Origin of the sequence: Paenibacillus taichungensis, assembly GCF_003287275.1 — a bacterium.
GTDB lineage: Bacteria > Bacillota > Bacilli > Paenibacillales > Paenibacillaceae > Paenibacillus > Paenibacillus taichungensis_A.
In genome coordinates, this window is the sequence record NZ_QEVW01000025.1 from 248773 (window position 1) to 264582 (window position 15810).

Annotated in this window: 14 protein-coding genes and 1 riboswitch; of the genes, 1 reads left to right on the forward strand and 13 read right to left on the reverse strand. The window is 46.6% G+C overall.

The window, feature by feature from the left end; all coding sequences use genetic code 11:
* Nucleotides 1–9: 9 nt before the first annotated feature.
* From DC345_RS28475 to DC345_RS28495, 5 genes are all read right to left on the reverse strand, one after another.
* Entirely contained in the window at nucleotides 10–669 is a 660-nt protein-coding gene (locus DC345_RS28475) for a methionine ABC transporter permease (protein ID WP_113056001.1), read from the reverse strand.
* Nucleotides 670–1704 carry a methionine ABC transporter ATP-binding protein gene (locus tag DC345_RS28480; RefSeq protein WP_113056002.1) on the reverse strand — a complete coding sequence of 345 codons (1035 nt, stop codon included), beginning with the start codon at nucleotides 1702–1704 and terminating at the stop codon, nucleotides 670–672. It abuts the gene before it with no gap.
* 127 nt (nucleotides 1705–1831) lie between these two features.
* A riboswitch (SAM riboswitch) is annotated at nucleotides 1832–1973 on the reverse strand.
* 130 nt (nucleotides 1974–2103) lie between these two features.
* On the reverse strand, nucleotides 2104–2832 hold the full coding sequence (locus DC345_RS28485) for a Cthe_2314 family HEPN domain-containing protein (protein WP_113056003.1): 729 nt from the start codon (nucleotides 2830–2832) through the stop codon (nucleotides 2104–2106).
* Nucleotides 2833–3046: 214 nt separating this feature from the next.
* Nucleotides 3047–3970 carry a COX15/CtaA family protein gene (locus tag DC345_RS28490; RefSeq protein ID WP_256336683.1) on the reverse strand — a complete coding sequence of 308 codons (924 nt, stop codon included), beginning with the start codon at nucleotides 3968–3970 and terminating at the stop codon, nucleotides 3047–3049.
* Between the two features lie 317 nt (nucleotides 3971–4287).
* Nucleotides 4288–4632 (reverse strand): thioredoxin family protein, encoded by a 345-nt coding sequence (locus DC345_RS28495; protein ID WP_063566123.1) that lies wholly within the window; start codon nucleotides 4630–4632, stop codon nucleotides 4288–4290.
* Nucleotides 4633–4775: 143 nt separating this feature from the next.
* Here DC345_RS28495 and DC345_RS28500 point away from each other — a divergent pair, with 143 nt between their 5' ends.
* The gene (locus tag DC345_RS28500; protein ID WP_113056004.1) at nucleotides 4776–6056 is read left to right on the forward strand and encodes a DUF2515 family protein; all 1281 of its coding nucleotides are present in this window, start codon (nucleotides 4776–4778) and stop codon (nucleotides 6054–6056) included.
* 149 nt (nucleotides 6057–6205) lie between these two features.
* Here DC345_RS28500 and DC345_RS28505 read toward each other — a convergent pair whose 3' ends face one another.
* The 8 genes from DC345_RS28505 to DC345_RS28540 all read right to left on the reverse strand — a co-directional run bounded on the left by DC345_RS28505 (nucleotide 6206) and on the right by DC345_RS28540 (nucleotide 15667).
* Nucleotides 6206–7834: a putative polysaccharide biosynthesis protein gene (locus DC345_RS28505; RefSeq protein WP_113056005.1), complete on the reverse strand. Its 1629-nt coding sequence runs from the start codon at nucleotides 7832–7834 to the stop codon at nucleotides 6206–6208.
* Nucleotides 7835–7894: 60 nt separating this feature from the next.
* Nucleotides 7895–8335, reverse strand: a complete 441-nt coding sequence (locus DC345_RS28510) for a DUF456 domain-containing protein (RefSeq protein WP_063566179.1) — start codon at nucleotides 8333–8335, stop codon at nucleotides 7895–7897.
* Nucleotides 8336–8389: 54 nt separating this feature from the next.
* On the reverse strand, nucleotides 8390–9139 hold the full coding sequence (locus DC345_RS28515; RefSeq protein WP_113056006.1) for a Cof-type HAD-IIB family hydrolase: 750 nt from the start codon (nucleotides 9137–9139) through the stop codon (nucleotides 8390–8392).
* Nucleotides 9140–9810: 671 nt separating this feature from the next.
* Entirely contained in the window at nucleotides 9811–10683 is an 873-nt protein-coding gene (locus DC345_RS28520; protein WP_113056007.1) for a metal ABC transporter permease, read from the reverse strand.
* Nucleotides 10683–11642 (reverse strand): metal ABC transporter permease, encoded by a 960-nt coding sequence (locus tag DC345_RS28525; protein WP_063566128.1) that lies wholly within the window; start codon nucleotides 11640–11642, stop codon nucleotides 10683–10685. The genes DC345_RS28520 and DC345_RS28525 overlap by 1 nt, the downstream gene beginning before the upstream one ends.
* A gap of 3 nt (nucleotides 11643–11645) precedes the next feature.
* Nucleotides 11646–12467, reverse strand: a complete 822-nt coding sequence (locus DC345_RS28530) for a metal ABC transporter ATP-binding protein (RefSeq protein WP_258530902.1) — start codon at nucleotides 12465–12467, stop codon at nucleotides 11646–11648.
* A 33-nt stretch (nucleotides 12468–12500) separates the two neighbouring features.
* Nucleotides 12501–13415: a metal ABC transporter solute-binding protein, Zn/Mn family gene (locus DC345_RS28535; RefSeq protein ID WP_258530903.1), complete on the reverse strand. Its 915-nt coding sequence runs from the start codon at nucleotides 13413–13415 to the stop codon at nucleotides 12501–12503.
* 275 nt (nucleotides 13416–13690) lie between these two features.
* Complete coding sequence (locus tag DC345_RS28540; RefSeq protein WP_113056008.1) at nucleotides 13691–15667, reverse strand: peptidoglycan D,D-transpeptidase FtsI family protein; 1977 nt, start codon at nucleotides 15665–15667, stop codon at nucleotides 13691–13693.
* Nucleotides 15668–15810: the final 143 nt, after the last annotated feature.

Sequence of the window (15810 nt, forward strand, 5' to 3'; positions counted from 1 at the left end):
ATATATGTGTTATTTCCTGGTGAACCATTTAACCAAACGATCGCCAGCCATCTGAAGCACTTGCACCAGAATGATCATAAATACTACGGATATAATCATAATTTCATTCTGATAACGGAAGTATCCGTAGTTGATTGCCAATGTTCCCAGACCTCCACCACCAACCATGCCCGCCATCGCCGTGTATGAAACGAGGGTTACGATTGTAATGGTAATTCCAGCTAAAAGACCCGGTAATGCCTCTGGCAGAAGCACACGCCGTACAATCTGTCCGGTCGAAGCTCCCATCGCCTGTGCTGCCTCAATGACGCCACGATCCACTTCACGCAGTGTAGTTTCCACCAACCGGGCAAAGTATGGAGCTGCGGCAATGACGAGCGGTGGTATAACACCCAGCACACCTGTCGCTGTACCGACCAATGTGCGCGTAAACGGAATGAGTGCAACAATCAGAATGATAAATGGCACTGAGCGCAAAATGTTTACAATAAACGATAGTATCGTGTACACCACTTGAGACTGGATTGAAGCCGACCTTGCCGTCATAAACAGCAATACGCCTAGCGGCAAACCAATGATGATCGTGAACAAGCCCGATGCTCCCAGGATTTGCAGTGTTTCAATAGAAGCCTTACCTATTTCTTCCCAACGTACCGTTGAAAAATCCATTTAACGGAGCACCTCCACATCAAGTCCCTGATCCACTAACTCTTTAATGGTGAGATTAATCTCATCTGACTGCCCCTCAAACCGAACGGTCAGCTGTCCATAGGGTACTTGTTTGATCGTTGAAATGGTGCCTTGCAAAATGGCGAAATCCACTCCTGTTTTACGAACTGTTCTGGACAAAATCGCCTCATAGGTTTTATTGCCCAAGAAGGATATTTTCACAAGCTTAGAAGCTCCGTTCGTCTGTAATGAGACATCTGCACTCGCCAGAGCGGTCTCTTCTAATGCAATTCCCACCTCATGGTCCCGCATCATAAAGTCACGCGTAATGGCATGCTGCGGCTTGAGGAATACTTCCGTCACCGGCCCTTGCTCCACGATGCCCCCCTGATGGATAACCGCCACCTGATCACAGATATTCTGGATCACGTGCATTTCATGGGTGATTAGCACAATCGTGAGGTTATACTTTTCATTGATATCCAGCAATAACTTCAGAATCGAATCGGTTGTCTGGGGATCCAGTGCCGATGTAGCCTCATCACATAGCAGCACGTTCGGATCACTCGCGAGTGCTCTCGCAATACCTACCCTTTGCTTCTGTCCGCCTGACAGTTGGGCCGGATATTTATTGCTGTGGTCCTCCAGTCCAACCAATGCGAGCATTTCCTTCACTTTCCGATCCATTGCAGCCTTGGGCGTATTAACGAGCTTCAAAGGAAAAGCCACATTGTCATATACCGTAGCTGAGGATAACAGATTAAAGTGTTGAAAAATCATGCCAATCTTACGCCGTTGTTGCTGCAAATCAGACTTATTGAGATCGGTTAGGTTGATTCCATCAACCCAAACCTCGCCTGCCGTGGGGCGTTCGAGCAAATTGATACAACGGATCAATGTACTCTTGCCTGCACCGGAATGACCGATAACTCCAAATATTTCACCCTTGCGGATATTCAAATTTAGATCGGATAAGGCCGTCGTACTTTTTGAACCTTTACCGTACGTCTTGGTTAAACCTTTTAATTCAATCAAAGTTACTGCTCCTTCCCACTGCCTACATGTATCTTTACCCGAATGAAAGGAAAACTCCCCTTCATCGTACAAAAAAAGAGCCCCTTTTGCAGAAACAAAAAGGGCTCTTCACGTGAAAGATTATACCTTCTCATCTGCCAAAATCGTGCTCTGCACCATTTTGTAGGAATTAGCACCTAACATCTATAAAGTATGACACAGCTGTCATGCAGTTATAAATCGGTTGCCGGGCTTCATCGGGCCTGTCCCTCCGCCGCTCTCGATAAGAAATATTTAATTTATAAGTTCAGTAGTAGTTATAATGTTAATGTCATAAATGTTAATTCCATCTAACTGTCGATCAGGAACTCAGTATAATCCAAGTATTCCGATTTGTCAAAGGCAAATATTACTATCCAATTAGTTCGTCGATTGGTGCATTACCTGCTTATGCCACTTCTCGTTAATGTAGCCATAGGCTGCTTTTAACGTCTCACATACCATATCCACACCCTGCCGGAGTTCCAAAAGATGCTGATCCAGGTCTTCCAGCTTTACTTTCCCTTGCAAAGTCTGGTGCAGCTGCCACAGATCATCCTGCATTTCGGAATTCATGTAATGAATCTCCATGTTTCGTCGTTTGCGCAATTTGCTCATCGGCTCACGGTATGAGTCCTTGATCCGGATCAGTTCATTGGCAAGAACATAATGCAGCTTATCATATCCGAACTGTCTTAATACGGTGAAATAAGAATAATGTGTTTTAACATTGGTTGTATTCAGCTCAAATATTTCATTCAATACCGTACCTAACTTATCCAGAATGGCAAAACATCGGATGAAGCCATCCTTATAGAAATAGACGTAACGGGCATACTCTGCTTTTTCTGGTATTGTCATATCATCCGTAGAGCCCGCTTTGACTTTCTGACGGAAATGGGAAGCTGCAAAACAGCTTTGCTCCAATTCATCCAGCGAAGAGATCAATCCCTGGGTCCATATATACAGTTTACGAAAATCATGGGTAGGATCATGATCCACATGCATCTGTCGCTGAAATAGCTCAAGCGTGTCCGCCATCGCTTCCATCGCGTCCTTTAGTATGCCTTCGTTCTTACGCGTCTTTTCACCCAGCAACGTTCGCAGCATATATAGCCTCCTCTTTCCACTCTGCAGATCATCAAATTAATAATAATTTATCATATTAAACAAAATCGGAATCAGAGTAAACGTATGACCGCTGCTTACAATAGGGTGCCCTGACACGCCTGACATCAAACAAAGTTCACCTGTCCAATGATGTACATCATCGGATGGTGAACTTCACTGGATTCATCCCCTGAACTACAATAATTCGGATATATTAGAACCGGTTAACGGGCCGATGCAACTTGTACACCAAGAAACTCATATAGGTTAATACCCCGAACAAAATGGCAATATCAAGCATATGCGCCAGCGCCACGAACATATACACTTCCGGACGGTTCATCGTGAGCATCAGTCCAAAACCAATGACCACTTGCAACAAAACCAGCACCACAGAAATGACGCCAAGCGCTCTTAATTCCGTGTTATCCGGATGTTTGCGATACGCAAAATGGCCGAGAATTGCAATGACGATTACTAATGAAACAGCCGCCACCCGGTGAGCAAAAGCAACAGCTACGCCTCCCGAGAGCTCAGGAATAATCTGCCCGTTACAGAGCGGAAATCCTGAACAACCTCCAGCAGAATCCGTATGGCTCACAAATGCTCCAGTATATACCACGAGGTACGTATAGATCGTGGAAAACCATACCAGATTTCGGAACCCTTTACTGACTCTCGGATATCGATTCAGTCGTTCCAATCCACCATGGCGTGCTTCCTGCCGAATACCAAGCGCCATCATCAAGGAGCTGGCAAAAGCGATTAAGGCAAATCCGAAATGCAGTGCCATGACTGCGGAAGATTGGGAGAATACGACAGCAAAAGCCCCCATGATTCCCTGGACAATAACAAATATCAGCGTTAACAGTGAAAACAATTGCAAATCACGGCGTGATTTACCAAACCGTAAAAATGCTACAAAAGAGGCTATGGACAATAGTCCTGCCAGTGCGCTGACGGCGCGATGGGAAAATTCAATAAGTGAGGCAACAGTATGTGCAGGCACAAGTTTTCCGTTACATAAAGGCCATTCTGCTCCGCAACCGAGCCCCGATTCCGTTCGGGTTACGACGCCTCCGCCAAATGTAGCCAGAAACATGACAAGACAGGTTAATACGGTTAACCATTTAAACAAGGTTAAGTGTTTCAATTTTTTCTCACCCGCTGTTGGTTTAAGATGGCGAAGAACTACATTCTCCGCTTGATTCGGTACTTTGACACTTATTTCACAACTAAATTCATTATACCGGATAAATGTGTCATTGACGCCGCGCTTTGTGACAAAATGTTAACGTCTGTCGAAAAGTTGACCCACAGGTCATCGGCAAATATGTACATTATTACAACGTTAGTTTCTCCCGAAAACTCGGAAAATACAAACGCCACTTCCCTATTTCAAGAGAAATGGCGTTCCTTTAATTATAACCTTTAACATGGTTAACCTGTCATACTTTATTTATGAATCGTGTTATACACCTCAACTGCACGCTGCAGGAATTGCTCAATCTCTTCTCTTGACTTGCGCAGTTTATTCACATAACGCACAAGTTCTCGGCCATCTGTGTAAGCTACAAAGCTAGGGATGCCGAGGATATTTTGCTCTTCGCTCACTGTACCCACCTGATCTACGTCGACCTCAACCAACTTCAGCTCACGAGCAAACTTCTCTTCAACTTCAGGCATAAACGGATCGATGTACTTGCAATCACCACACCAATCTGCCTTAAATACAGCTACAGTCAAACGCGGAGATTGGATTGCCACATCAAATTCCGGTTTCGATGTAATCTTTTCCATTACAACATCTTCCTTTCTATACCTTGTCTTATCCTCTTAGTGAAGCAAATTGCGGAGTGGAAGTCAAATATTCGGCGCATACTGACATCAACAGCTTCCTAAACTACAACCGTAATCAGATTATCAGGAAAGGAGGTCATGTCATGACTTCCGTTAAAACAGATTCCTCCGAGTCTGCCCATCACGGCTCAATATTGCAGATGGTCCGATCCATCCCAGGTGCGGCTAGGGAAGTGTGGAGGGGAAAACAAGCGGCTTGGCAAGCCTCTGCACAGCTTCGTCATCCCTTACGTGATATGGCTTGGGACTCTGATATGGCTGCAACCTTACAAGCAGAGGTGGAGCGCTTATTGCCTGGAAACGAGAATGCTTTTGCCCGCAATACGCTCAGTGCACTGGTCTGTGAAGAGGACTGCATCATTCTGGAGGAAATCAAAACATTAACGCAGGAAAACAACCGAAGTAACATCACTCGTACAGCAGCATACCTGGAATGTTACGAACAGTATCCCGAGCTGCATTGGGCCCTGCTTGCCCATATGGTATCCCGCAACGGCGGATATCACATGACCGATCTTCAGAGCGATCTTATGCACAATCTGCAAAATCAAACAGACCGTGAGCACATGTATCGATTACTGGAGCGATGCAATGCTCTCATTTTCCAGGACGCCTATCCACAGCTTCTGTTGTATATGAACAGCCGCCGAATTGGACGGAGCTGTTTTCATTTGTTGCCCCATTTTCATGTATCGGTGTTCATGATACCGTTCTGGGAACGATTTTGGCTGGAGCGATGCAGCTCGCTGCTTAGTGTGGCATTAATTATTAATGAGCAGAACTATATCGAGAGCCGGGTGGTGCAGCATCCTTATTTTCAAAAAGAAGTGCTGTCCAAACCCGCATTCCATTTGCATAATCTGGCTGGGTTGAATCATATCGTATTTCCACTCGGACGGGAAAAAGGTCTTGCAGGCCGGGTTATTGAACATTTTGGCAAGCTGGATGAGCGGATTATGTTTGGCAAAGGCTTATATGCGATGCTGTTTGGCGTGGAACAAGTGTACACACAAGTATTGGAGTTTGCGCGCGCGGTTCCCCACCGTGGCTCACGTGCCGAATACTGGCCCGGTCTGTTCACCGCACATGAAGATGAAGCCGGAGAAGCTGAGCTCTATAGCCAGGAGCTGCTGGATCAAGAATGGCTAGTGGAAGGACAGCGGTTATATAGTCCTGAATTGCTGGCTGTATGGGGTGATACGCCGTACGAACCTATAACAAGGCAGGATTGGCTGCAAAATCGCGATTGTCTTGGTCATCTCACTGCCCCGCGCCGCCCCTGGCTGTTTGAGATGAGTCATGAACATCGGTATGGCATGTTGAAAACTGCATTGGCCCATGATGCCAAAACCTTGACGCATTAAGGACAGAAGCTGTATAGGGATTCGTCTAGAAGAAAATAATGGACTACCTTTATTGGGTATAATAAAAAAGCCCTGTCCGCTATGAAAGCAGACAGAGCTTGTACTTATTTCAAACAATATAACGAAGTGTGTATTAGTGTGTTGATCGATTATCCACGTTGCCCGGCTCCACGTTGTAGACGCATGAGCGGACGGAGTATTTTTTGCAAAATACGAGGGTAACTGCCCAGTTCGTCTTTACGAAGTACACGTAGAACAACCATGAGTACCAGATACACGACAACCACAAGCGCACCCACAAACAGACAGGTAACGAGGAATGATACACGTGCTGGCAGGAATAAATCAAAGATGGAGTTCCCGGCCCAGTTCGCTGCAAAACCAACACCTGCTGCAAGCAGCACGGTAATGATGAATCCTTTCCAACGATCACCCATGATCGAGAAATCAACAATTTTGCGAAGCACCCGCAGATTGAGGTACGTAATAACCAGGAAACACAGTGCTGTCGCAATAATGATTCCGTAAATGCCAAAAATCGGAGCCAGGATTAAACTCGCTATGAGTTTGACTACGATACCCGCAGCTACACTGAGCATTGTAATCCGTGGTTTACCTACCCCAAGCAAAATGGAGTTCGTGGTCATCATCGTAATTTGGAAAATGGTTCCGAATGTCAGCAATGTAATGATTGGTGTACCGTCTGGACTAGTAAACAGCAAGCCGTTAACGGAATATGCTGCCGCACATAGAGCGATAACGATTGGCATCCCGGTCAGAATTGAAATGCGCAAAGCAAGCGTCACCTGATTTTTCAGATGAACTTCATCCTTGCGTGCAAAAGCTGCCGAAATGACTGGCACAAGTGATTGACTCAGTGCGATAGCCAAAATCGGAGGAATGCCTGCAATACTTTGGGCCTTGGCACCGAGGATGGCAAGAACTCCTGTCGCTTCTTCCAGTCCGACTCGTCCGCTAAGCAGTGGAACTACCAGCGATGAATCGATAAAGTTAATCGCCGGAACAGCGAGTGAAGATAAAACGATTGGTATCGAAAGTTTGAATATATCGCTGTAAATACCCCGCATGGGCAATTGCTCCGCACGCTCGTAATTCAATTGAGCCGCACGGTCATTTTTGCGAAGCTTCAAGGTGAAGTACAGCATGACAGCAAAAGCGCCAATACTTCCGAATACGCCCCCAAATGAAGCCCCTGCCGCAATGGTTTGATCATCATAATTCCATTGCAGCATAACAAACGCCACGATGATCGCTGTACCTACACGTGCAAACTGCTCCACAATCTGTGAAATGCCGCCTGCCGTCATATTGCCACGACCCTGGAAATATCCACGCATCATTGCGATGGCCGGGAAGAGAAGCAGCGCTGGAGCCAAGGCCCGAATGGCGCTCACCGATTCCGGTACTTTGGATACGTACGTCGCATAATACGGTGCTGCGAACCATAATAAAGCAGACATTACGACCCCGGCTACAGCCGCAAAGATCAGAGCTGCACGGTAGATTTGTTGTGCTTCACCTGCGCGTCCCAGTGCATAACGTTCCGAGACCATTTTACTAAGTGTACTCGGTATGCCTGCTGTAGCTACGGTTAACAGCATTAAATATACCGTGTTGGAGATGGTAAACGATGCGTTACCGATATCGCCGAGGATATGCTCCAGCGGCACCCGTTGAACCAATCCGAGTACCCTCGCAATCAGCGCAGCTGCCGCCAAGATGAGCGTACCTCTAATGAATGTTTCCTTCTTTGACAAGCCAATTCCCCTTCTTTCCCCCACAACGACGTGCATCCAGATGAAGTCGCTCCCGAACGTCTATGCGAATCTTACCACCCAGATAATAAACAGAACAATCATGACGATTTGCAAAATAATTTTCATTACGGTACTCGTAAACAGCCCCACCACGGAACCAAATCCGACTTTGGAAGCTTTGGCTGGTGAAGAACCTCCGATCAGTTCCCCGATAAAAGCACCGATAAATGGCCCCAGTACCAGTCCGAATGCCGGAATGACAAATGGGCCAATGATGACACCAATCGTACTGAGAGTCGTCGATAATTTGGAGCCGCCGAATTTCTTCACACCCCAGGCACTGACGACATAATCAGCCACAAACAGCACCACTACGATCAAAATCTGGATAATCCAGAACCATACACCGAACGGAACAAAGCTGAAGAACCAGCCATAGACCAGAAACGCGAAGAAAATCGCTACAGCACCAGGCAGTATAGGATATACCGTTCCGGCCATCCCCACCGCAAACAGCAGTACAATTAAAATCCAGCCAACGGTTGCGAGCAAAGGTTATTCCCCCTTCAAAATATGATCACGGATGACTTCGACAATGCCATCTTCGTTGTTGCTCGCTACGATCAGGTCAGCCGCTTCCTTCACTTGCTCCTGCGCGTTGCCCATGGCAACACCAAGACCCACAGCTTCAATAACAGCAAGATCATTCAAGCTGTCTCCAACAGCAACCACTTCGGACATCTCGATGCCCAGCAGCTTGCAGACTTCAGCTACACCGCTCGCTTTGGATACTCCACCAGGATTAATCTCAATATTAACAGGTGAGGAGTTCGTCATTTGCAAGCCGCCCATTTGCTGCAGTTCCATCATAATCTGGTGACGGACTTCGTCCACTTCGGTATTGAATCCGAATTTCAGCCATTCCAGACCTTCAATATTGTCCGTCCAGCGATCACGGTTGAACAGCTCTTCCACGGAGTATGCCCAGTACCAGCTATTATATTTTTCGCCAATCTCCTGCATTTTGCGGATCAATACCGGGTCCATCAGATGGCGCATATGCAGATCATGCGGAGCTTTCCAGACTTCACTGCCATTGACCGTTACCATCGGGGTTTCAAGCCCAAGCTGCACTGCATAAGGCATCGCATGGAAAACAGCTCTCCCCGTCGAAAGGCACACATGCACTCCCCGTCGAATGGCGATCTGAATCCATTTGGCGGTTTCCTGTGTGATCTCATGATTATCGTTAAGCAGTGTTCCATCCATATCCAATGCAAGCAATTTGTATTTTAGTTCACTCATGCCGTATTTCCTCCTCAGTTGTCTCTCTCTCCAAGTTGAAACTCATGGATATACATATAGGCTCTACGCGGGCAGAAAACGTATCGATCGCTGTTACCTTTAATTTTATATATTTTCTTTATAGCTACAACATTGGTTTTCTTAAGGTTCTGCAGGGTGACCGTTACGGGAACGGATCGTCTTCCGATCGCTGTTGTATCCAAATTTTCTTGAACCAACTTTCTATTAGTTGTAATTTGGATACAAAGGCGAACGCTTCGCTTCTTCAGATCGATTCCGTTCCCTCCACTACGCCTGTTGTTTATAAAACCCAATATAACTATTTGGAAAGAAAATTTATAAAAAAAGTAATCGCTTCTTTTGGTCCTTTCTGTCCTCTCCGTTTCCCAATGTATGTCCAGTTCAACTTATATGCTCTTTATATCTATCCAACATACTCTCACAAAAAGATCGCCCGGCATCCGCGTAGGCGGATGCTCCGGACGTCACAGCTAACGACATTTTACCACAGATCGTCTACCTGCAACAAAGTAACCCGCGATACGGGTGACCCTTTGCAACATGGCAACAGGTGTCTGTTCCAATTCGTGTAAGAGTCTGGTATGAGATAAAACTTACCCGTATCCATGAAAAAACCGCCTGCAATGCAGGCGGCTGCTACTTTTTATCCATTAACGTGCCGCGAATTTGCGACGAGCATACCGGAAGACAATACCATGCTTTGGAGACAGCAGCAGGGCCAGCACAAACAGAATTCCTGCTACCGCCACCATGCAACCTGCAATGGAAGCATCCAGCGCGTATGCCATGATGTAGCCTCCAATTGATGAAGCCGCTCCTACGAGCACGCTGTACAGAATCATTTTACCCAATCGATCCGTGAGCAAGTAAGCCGTCGCTGCAGGTACAATCAACATGCCTACCACGAGAATAGACCCTACGCTTTCAAATGAAGCCACAGATGTCATGGAAACGAGCCCCATAAGCAAATAGTGGAACAGCACGACCGGAATACCGCAGGCCGCAGCCAGCGCCGGATCAAAAGCACATAACTTGAACTGCTTGTAGAACAGGCCGATTACAAGGAGAATGACCAGCAAGGTGATGCCCAGCATCCAGACCGCCCTAGGGCCTACATCCGTCCCACCAAGCGTTAAGGTATCCCACTGGACATAAGCGATCTCACCGAACAAGACACAATCGAGATCCAGATCAATATGCCCGGCATTCAAACTGATCAAAATCACACCCACTGCGAAGAGTGCCGTAAATACTATTCCGATGGAAGCATCCGATGATAGTCCACCAGCCTGCAAGCTTTGAATGAAGAACACCGTCAGTAATCCAAATACGGTTGCCCCAAGCAGCATCCATAACGAATCACGTGAACCACTCCACAGGAAAGCAATCGCAATACCCGGGAGAACCGCATGACTGATCGCATCTCCAACCAGAGCCATCCGCCTTAAGATTAGAAAACAGCCAAGAATGGCGCAGGCGGAAGATACCAGGATGGCCGTCAATATAATCCAAAACGTCGCCATTACAACTCACCCCGTTCCTGCTGCGCTCGCTGTGCAGAGAGTGTCTGTAGCGTGGCATGCTCTTCTCTCAAGTAAGCGGATTTCGCCTGCATACTTCGCAAACGCCGTGCTAACAGTCCGCGTCTTGGAGCAAGCAATGCGGAACCCGCAAATAGCACTGTTGCTGCCAGTACCGTTACTGGCCCTGTCGGCAGATTAGGCACCAAGGTGCTGAAGATTGTACCTGTTGCACCGCTCAGTGCTCCAAATACGCCGGCCAACAGTACCATAAGCGAGAGCGAGTCCGTCCAGCAGCGAGCTGCTGCCGCCGGGGTAACCAGCAAAGCGGCGACAAGCACCACACCAACCGCCTGAATCCCTGCAACAACCGCAATAACGGTCAACAGCAGAATCAGTTGTTCCAGCATGCCAACCGGCAGTCCCATGCCTCGTGCAAATCCCGGGTCAAAGCTTACCAGCTTGAATTCTTTGAACCATGCCAGACAAGCGATCAATAATACAAGACAGACACCGCCCATAACATACACATCCGTCATCACCATGGATGCGGCCTGACCAAACAAATATTTATCAAGTCCACTCTGACTGCCGCTTGCACCGTGCTGAATCCGAGTAAGCATCACTACACCTATACCGAAAAATACAGTCAGTACAATCCCCATTGCCGCATCCTGCTTGATCCGGGAATACCGTGTAATCCACGATATGCCGAAGGTTGCAATGATTCCAGCCACAAGCGCACCGAATAGGAATAATCCTACGGATTTGGTTTCAGTCAACATAAACGCGATACAAATTCCCGGCAGAGCTGCATGCGCCAGCGTATCTCCCATGAGACTCTGACGACGCAAAAATGTAAAAGAACCAATAATTCCACTACTGAATCCGAGTAACAAGCAGCCAAGCAATATCCAGCGTGTATTTGGATCGGACAAAATGGCTACTATCCAGTTCCACATGCACTACACCTGGCCTTTCTCCGACCGGCTTCCGATCATCGCTATCCGGCCTCCATACGTCTCTTGCAAAGTATCCGGAACAAATACTTCATTCGTGGGTCCACCTGCAACCAGCCGTCCATTAAGCAGCAGCACATGGTCGAAATATTCCTCTACTGTTGCCAAATCATGGTGAACAACAAGTACGGTCTTCCCTTGCTTTTTCAACTGTTCCAACAGTGAAATGATAGCTTTTTCCGTTGTGGCGTCCACACCTGCAAACGGCTCATCCATGAAATACAATTCCGCATCCTGTACCAGTGCCCGTGCCAGAAAGACACGCTGCTGCTGTCCTCCGGACAGCTGACTGATCTGGCGGTACATATAATCACCCATGCCCACTTGCTCCAGACAGTGAGCTGCCAGATCCCGTTCTTTTTTGCCTGGACGGCGGAACCAGCCCAGATGTCCATAACGCCCCATCATGACAACATCGAGGGCGTGGGTTGGGAAATCCCAATCAACAGATTCTCGCTGAGGTACGTAGCCGATTCGGCGACGCTGTTCTCGGTAGGACTGACCAAAAATTTTCACTTCGCCGTGCATTTTAGGCACTAGTCCCAGAACGGCTTTAATCAAGGTTGATTTCCCGGCCCCATTGGGACCAAGAATACCAATTAGCTGACCTTCCGGGATGTCAAAAGATACCCCACTGAGCACCGGCTTTTTATGGTAAGCCACCGCCAGGTCCCTAACACTAAGCGGAGCTGATGTAGGTTGTGTTCCCTTCAGATGGTTAGCATTTAATTGTGATTGAGATTTTTCGGATAAAATTGTATCGCTCATACTCACTGTCCACTCCTCTCTTCATATCATTTCTCATTTTAATGCCTCTACAATCGTCTGAGTGTTGTGACGGATCATGCCGATATACGTTCCTTCTTCTGTTCCCTCAGCACCCATCGCATCCGAGAACAGTTCACCACCAATACTAACGGTATGTCCTTTTTCGGCCGCCCCAGCAATAATCGCTTCCATCGCTTTTGCTGGAACGCTGGATTCTACAAATACCGCTTTGATATTATTTTCCACAAGGTAATCTCGCAACTCACTGACATCCCTCGCACCATACTCTGCTGCTGTACTGATTCCTTGGAGCCCCATCACTTTCATGTCATAAGCTTGGCCGAAGTATCCAAAGGCATCATGCGCCGTAACCAATACCCGGCTAGCTTCCGGTATCTCCTGGATTTTTTCCCGCACCTCTGAATCCAATGCCTCCAGTTTCGTTAGATACTGCTCCGCTTGTACCTTGTATTCTTCTGCGTGTTCAGGATCTGCTTCCACGAGTGTATCGCGTACAGCTTCTGCCGCATGCATCCAGTGGCTAACATCAAACCAGACGTGTGGATCGTATTCCGTTCCGCCTGTATCTTTTCCTGATCGCAATTCATCCACCGGAATGTTTTCTGTGACAGCTGTTACTATTTTGCTCTTGGACATTTTCTCCAAGATGTCTGTCATTTTTCCTTCAAGATGCAGCCCGTTGTAGAAAATGACCTTCGCTTGCTCCAGCTTCCGAATATCTCCCTGCGAAGCCTTGTACAAGTGAGGATCTACCCCTGGGCCCATTAGCCCGGTAACATCAACATATGCCCCGCCGACTTCACGCGCTACATCCGCAATCATGCCTGTTGTTGCTGTAACCTGTACCTTCCCTTCACTACCTCCTGTTTCCGCTGCACTTGAGCACGCTGTTAGCACGATAACCAGAACAACAGCTGTCAGTGTCATTAACCCTCTCTGAATGCTCCTCATCTTCACCATCAACAATCCAAACCGCCCCTTTCCCTCTCCTAACATAATTGTCCTCATCTAATTTTGTTGTACAAGGTATTAAAATTTATACAAGACTAATAATGTTTCCCTTGTGCAAATTTTAGCCGATGCAAAATAAAAAGGCAAGGGATAATTTCCCCTGCCTGTCCAAATGAGTATATTGGCGATTTAATTAACCTGTTTTCTTTTCGACTTATCTTCTGTCCTATTTTCTTTCAGTTGCTTCATCACTACTCTGTATCTTTCCCCTGTTTTTTCTTCCCTTTTGGAGTCCCATCAAGGCCATACACTTCATCGTAAGCATCGAAAATTTTACGTGCAATTGGAGACGCACTGACCGATCCAAAGCCACCTTCGGGCACAACAACCGCTATAGCCAGCTTCGGATTATCCCGTGGTGCAAATGCGATAAATACTCCGTTTTCCTTTTTGTTCGGCCCTGTTCCCTGCTCCGAGGTTCCTGTTTTTCTCGCATAATCGTAGGGGAAACCTTCAAACGAACTTACTTTGGTGACCATACCCTTATGCACTTCATTCCAGTATGCATCCGCAAAATCAACCTCGTTTAACACTTTTGGTTTGATTTTCTTGACCACATTACCATCTGCATCACGGATTTCCTTCACCAAATGAGGTTCGATCCGTTTGCCTTTGTTGGCAAGCATTGTCGTATATTGTGCAAGTTGAAGCGTTGTATATTTACCTTGCTGACCAAATGAGGCAAAAGCGAGACGTGTAAGAGCCGATTCATCTTTGTTTTTATACTCAAGTCTACCCAAGAATTCACCAGGCAAGTCAACACCAGTTGATACACCCAAGCCAAATTCCTGCATGTGCTCGTGCCAAATATCAATCCCTTTATCCGAGCCATACTTATTTAGAAGTCTCTTGCCAACCATATCAATCATAAAGGCATTGGAAGATTTCTCAATAGCCCGCCTCGCTGTAATATTGCCATTATATGCAGAATGGGAGTTCCTCACTTGTCTCCCGTCTTTCCCCAAAATGGCATATCCCTGGTCATGATAGGTCTGTCCCGTCGTGAATAACCCTTCTTTTAATCCAATCAATACACTGAGTGGCTTGATTACGGAACCTAGCAAAACAACGGATTCCGTATGTTTCTTTGTATCATCCGGCGGGAAGGATGCCATCGTTCCATTTCGAAAAACGTATTTGATCTTGTCATAATCCCAGTCATTCGGATCATAATCCGGCATACTCGCCATTGCCACCACATTACCTGTATCCACTTCCATAGCGACAGCGTATCCAGTAACTGCTTTTGGCAACTTCCTCAATTCATCGGTAATAGCTTGTTGTGCAACCATCTGAATTTCCTTGTTGATGGTTGTAATTAGACTATACCCCTTCTCAGGTGGGGTCAGATTCATCGTCCCGTCCGGCAAATTTCGTGCATCAATATCAATGGACTGGTAGCCACTTCGTCCACGAAGTTCTTCTTGATATTGCAGCTCCAGGCCGTCAAAGCCTACCTTCTCTTCTTCGTGATAAACAAGACCCGGGTCACGCTGGGTACTTGCTGATTCCCGAATGGCTTTATACTTTTTAAGTGTATCCGGCGCTCGTTTGAATTCTCTTGTATATCCAATCACTTGAACGGCTACACCATCTGGGTCGTATCTTCGGACATTTTCCTCCAGGACCATAACGCCTGGAAACTCTGCTTTTTTCTCCATGAAATAGGCAATCTCTTTGGTTGTTAAATCGGATTTAACCAACCTTGGTACATACCCAAAAGTCTTCTGATAATCCAAATCCAGTCGCTTCATGATTTCTTCTGCATCTGGTTGTTCTTTGTCCCCCGGATTAAACTGTTTAAACACAGCCGCCAATTCATCAGCAAGTTCCTGCGCCTCCTGCTTGCGGTCATCATTTCTATAATCCTCATACAACAATACATAGAGGGACTGCACAGGCTCCGAATAAGCCAGCGCGACCTTCCCTGTCGCATCATAGATTGGCCCCCGAACAGGAGCAAGCGGAATATCTTTGGTATTACGGCTGGTTTCCATATAGGTCAGTTCAGGTCCCTCGACAAATTGCACAAAGGCCAACCTAAAAATGAGGATACTGAATATCACAAACGCAGCGAAAAAAAACATATTCATTCTTACACTAGACGGCTTGTTGTTGACTGGTGTATCTTCATTGGACATTTTCTTTTTCCTCAATCGGTTAAACATGGGATAAGCCTCTCCGTTCTTATGTAAAAGTAGATTAATCCATCATCATATTGCATCATTCGGTTCAAATAACATACCTTTCCTTCTACAAGTCTATCAAAGGTCATCTGCCATGTCCTCCAGATTTTGGTTACATTTTCGTA

What these genes read in the sequence shown, in the direction of transcription:
- DC345_RS28510 (WP_063566179.1), bottom strand. Translation starts at nt 8,335, where the DNA reads ATGGCCGGAACGGTATATCCTATACTGCCTGGTGCTGTAGCGATTTTC.
- DC345_RS28475 (WP_113056001.1), bottom strand. Translation starts at nt 669, where the DNA reads ATGGATTTTTCAACGGTACGTTGGGAAGAAATAGGTAAGGCTTCTATT.
- DC345_RS28495 (WP_063566123.1), bottom strand. Translation starts at nt 4,632, where the DNA reads ATGGAAAAGATTACATCGAAACCGGAATTTGATGTGGCAATCCAATCT.
- DC345_RS28535 (WP_258530903.1), bottom strand. Translation starts at nt 13,415, where the DNA reads ATGACACTGACAGCTGTTGTTCTGGTTATCGTGCTAACAGCGTGCTCA.
- DC345_RS28525 (WP_063566128.1), bottom strand. Translation starts at nt 11,642, where the DNA reads ATGTGGAACTGGATAGTAGCCATTTTGTCCGATCCAAATACACGCTGG.
- DC345_RS28500 (WP_113056004.1), top strand. Translation starts at nt 4,776, where the DNA reads ATGACTTCCGTTAAAACAGATTCCTCCGAGTCTGCCCATCACGGCTCA.
- DC345_RS28540 (WP_113056008.1), bottom strand. Translation starts at nt 15,667, where the DNA reads ATGTTTAACCGATTGAGGAAAAAGAAAATGTCCAATGAAGATACACCA.
- DC345_RS28485 (WP_113056003.1), bottom strand. Translation starts at nt 2,832, where the DNA reads ATGCTGCGAACGTTGCTGGGTGAAAAGACGCGTAAGAACGAAGGCATA.
- DC345_RS28520 (WP_113056007.1), bottom strand. Translation starts at nt 10,683, where the DNA reads ATGGCGACGTTTTGGATTATATTGACGGCCATCCTGGTATCTTCCGCC.
- DC345_RS28515 (WP_113056006.1), bottom strand. Translation starts at nt 9,139, where the DNA reads ATGAGTGAACTAAAATACAAATTGCTTGCATTGGATATGGATGGAACA.
- DC345_RS28530 (WP_258530902.1), bottom strand. Translation starts at nt 12,467, where the DNA reads ATGAGCGATACAATTTTATCCGAAAAATCTCAATCACAATTAAATGCT.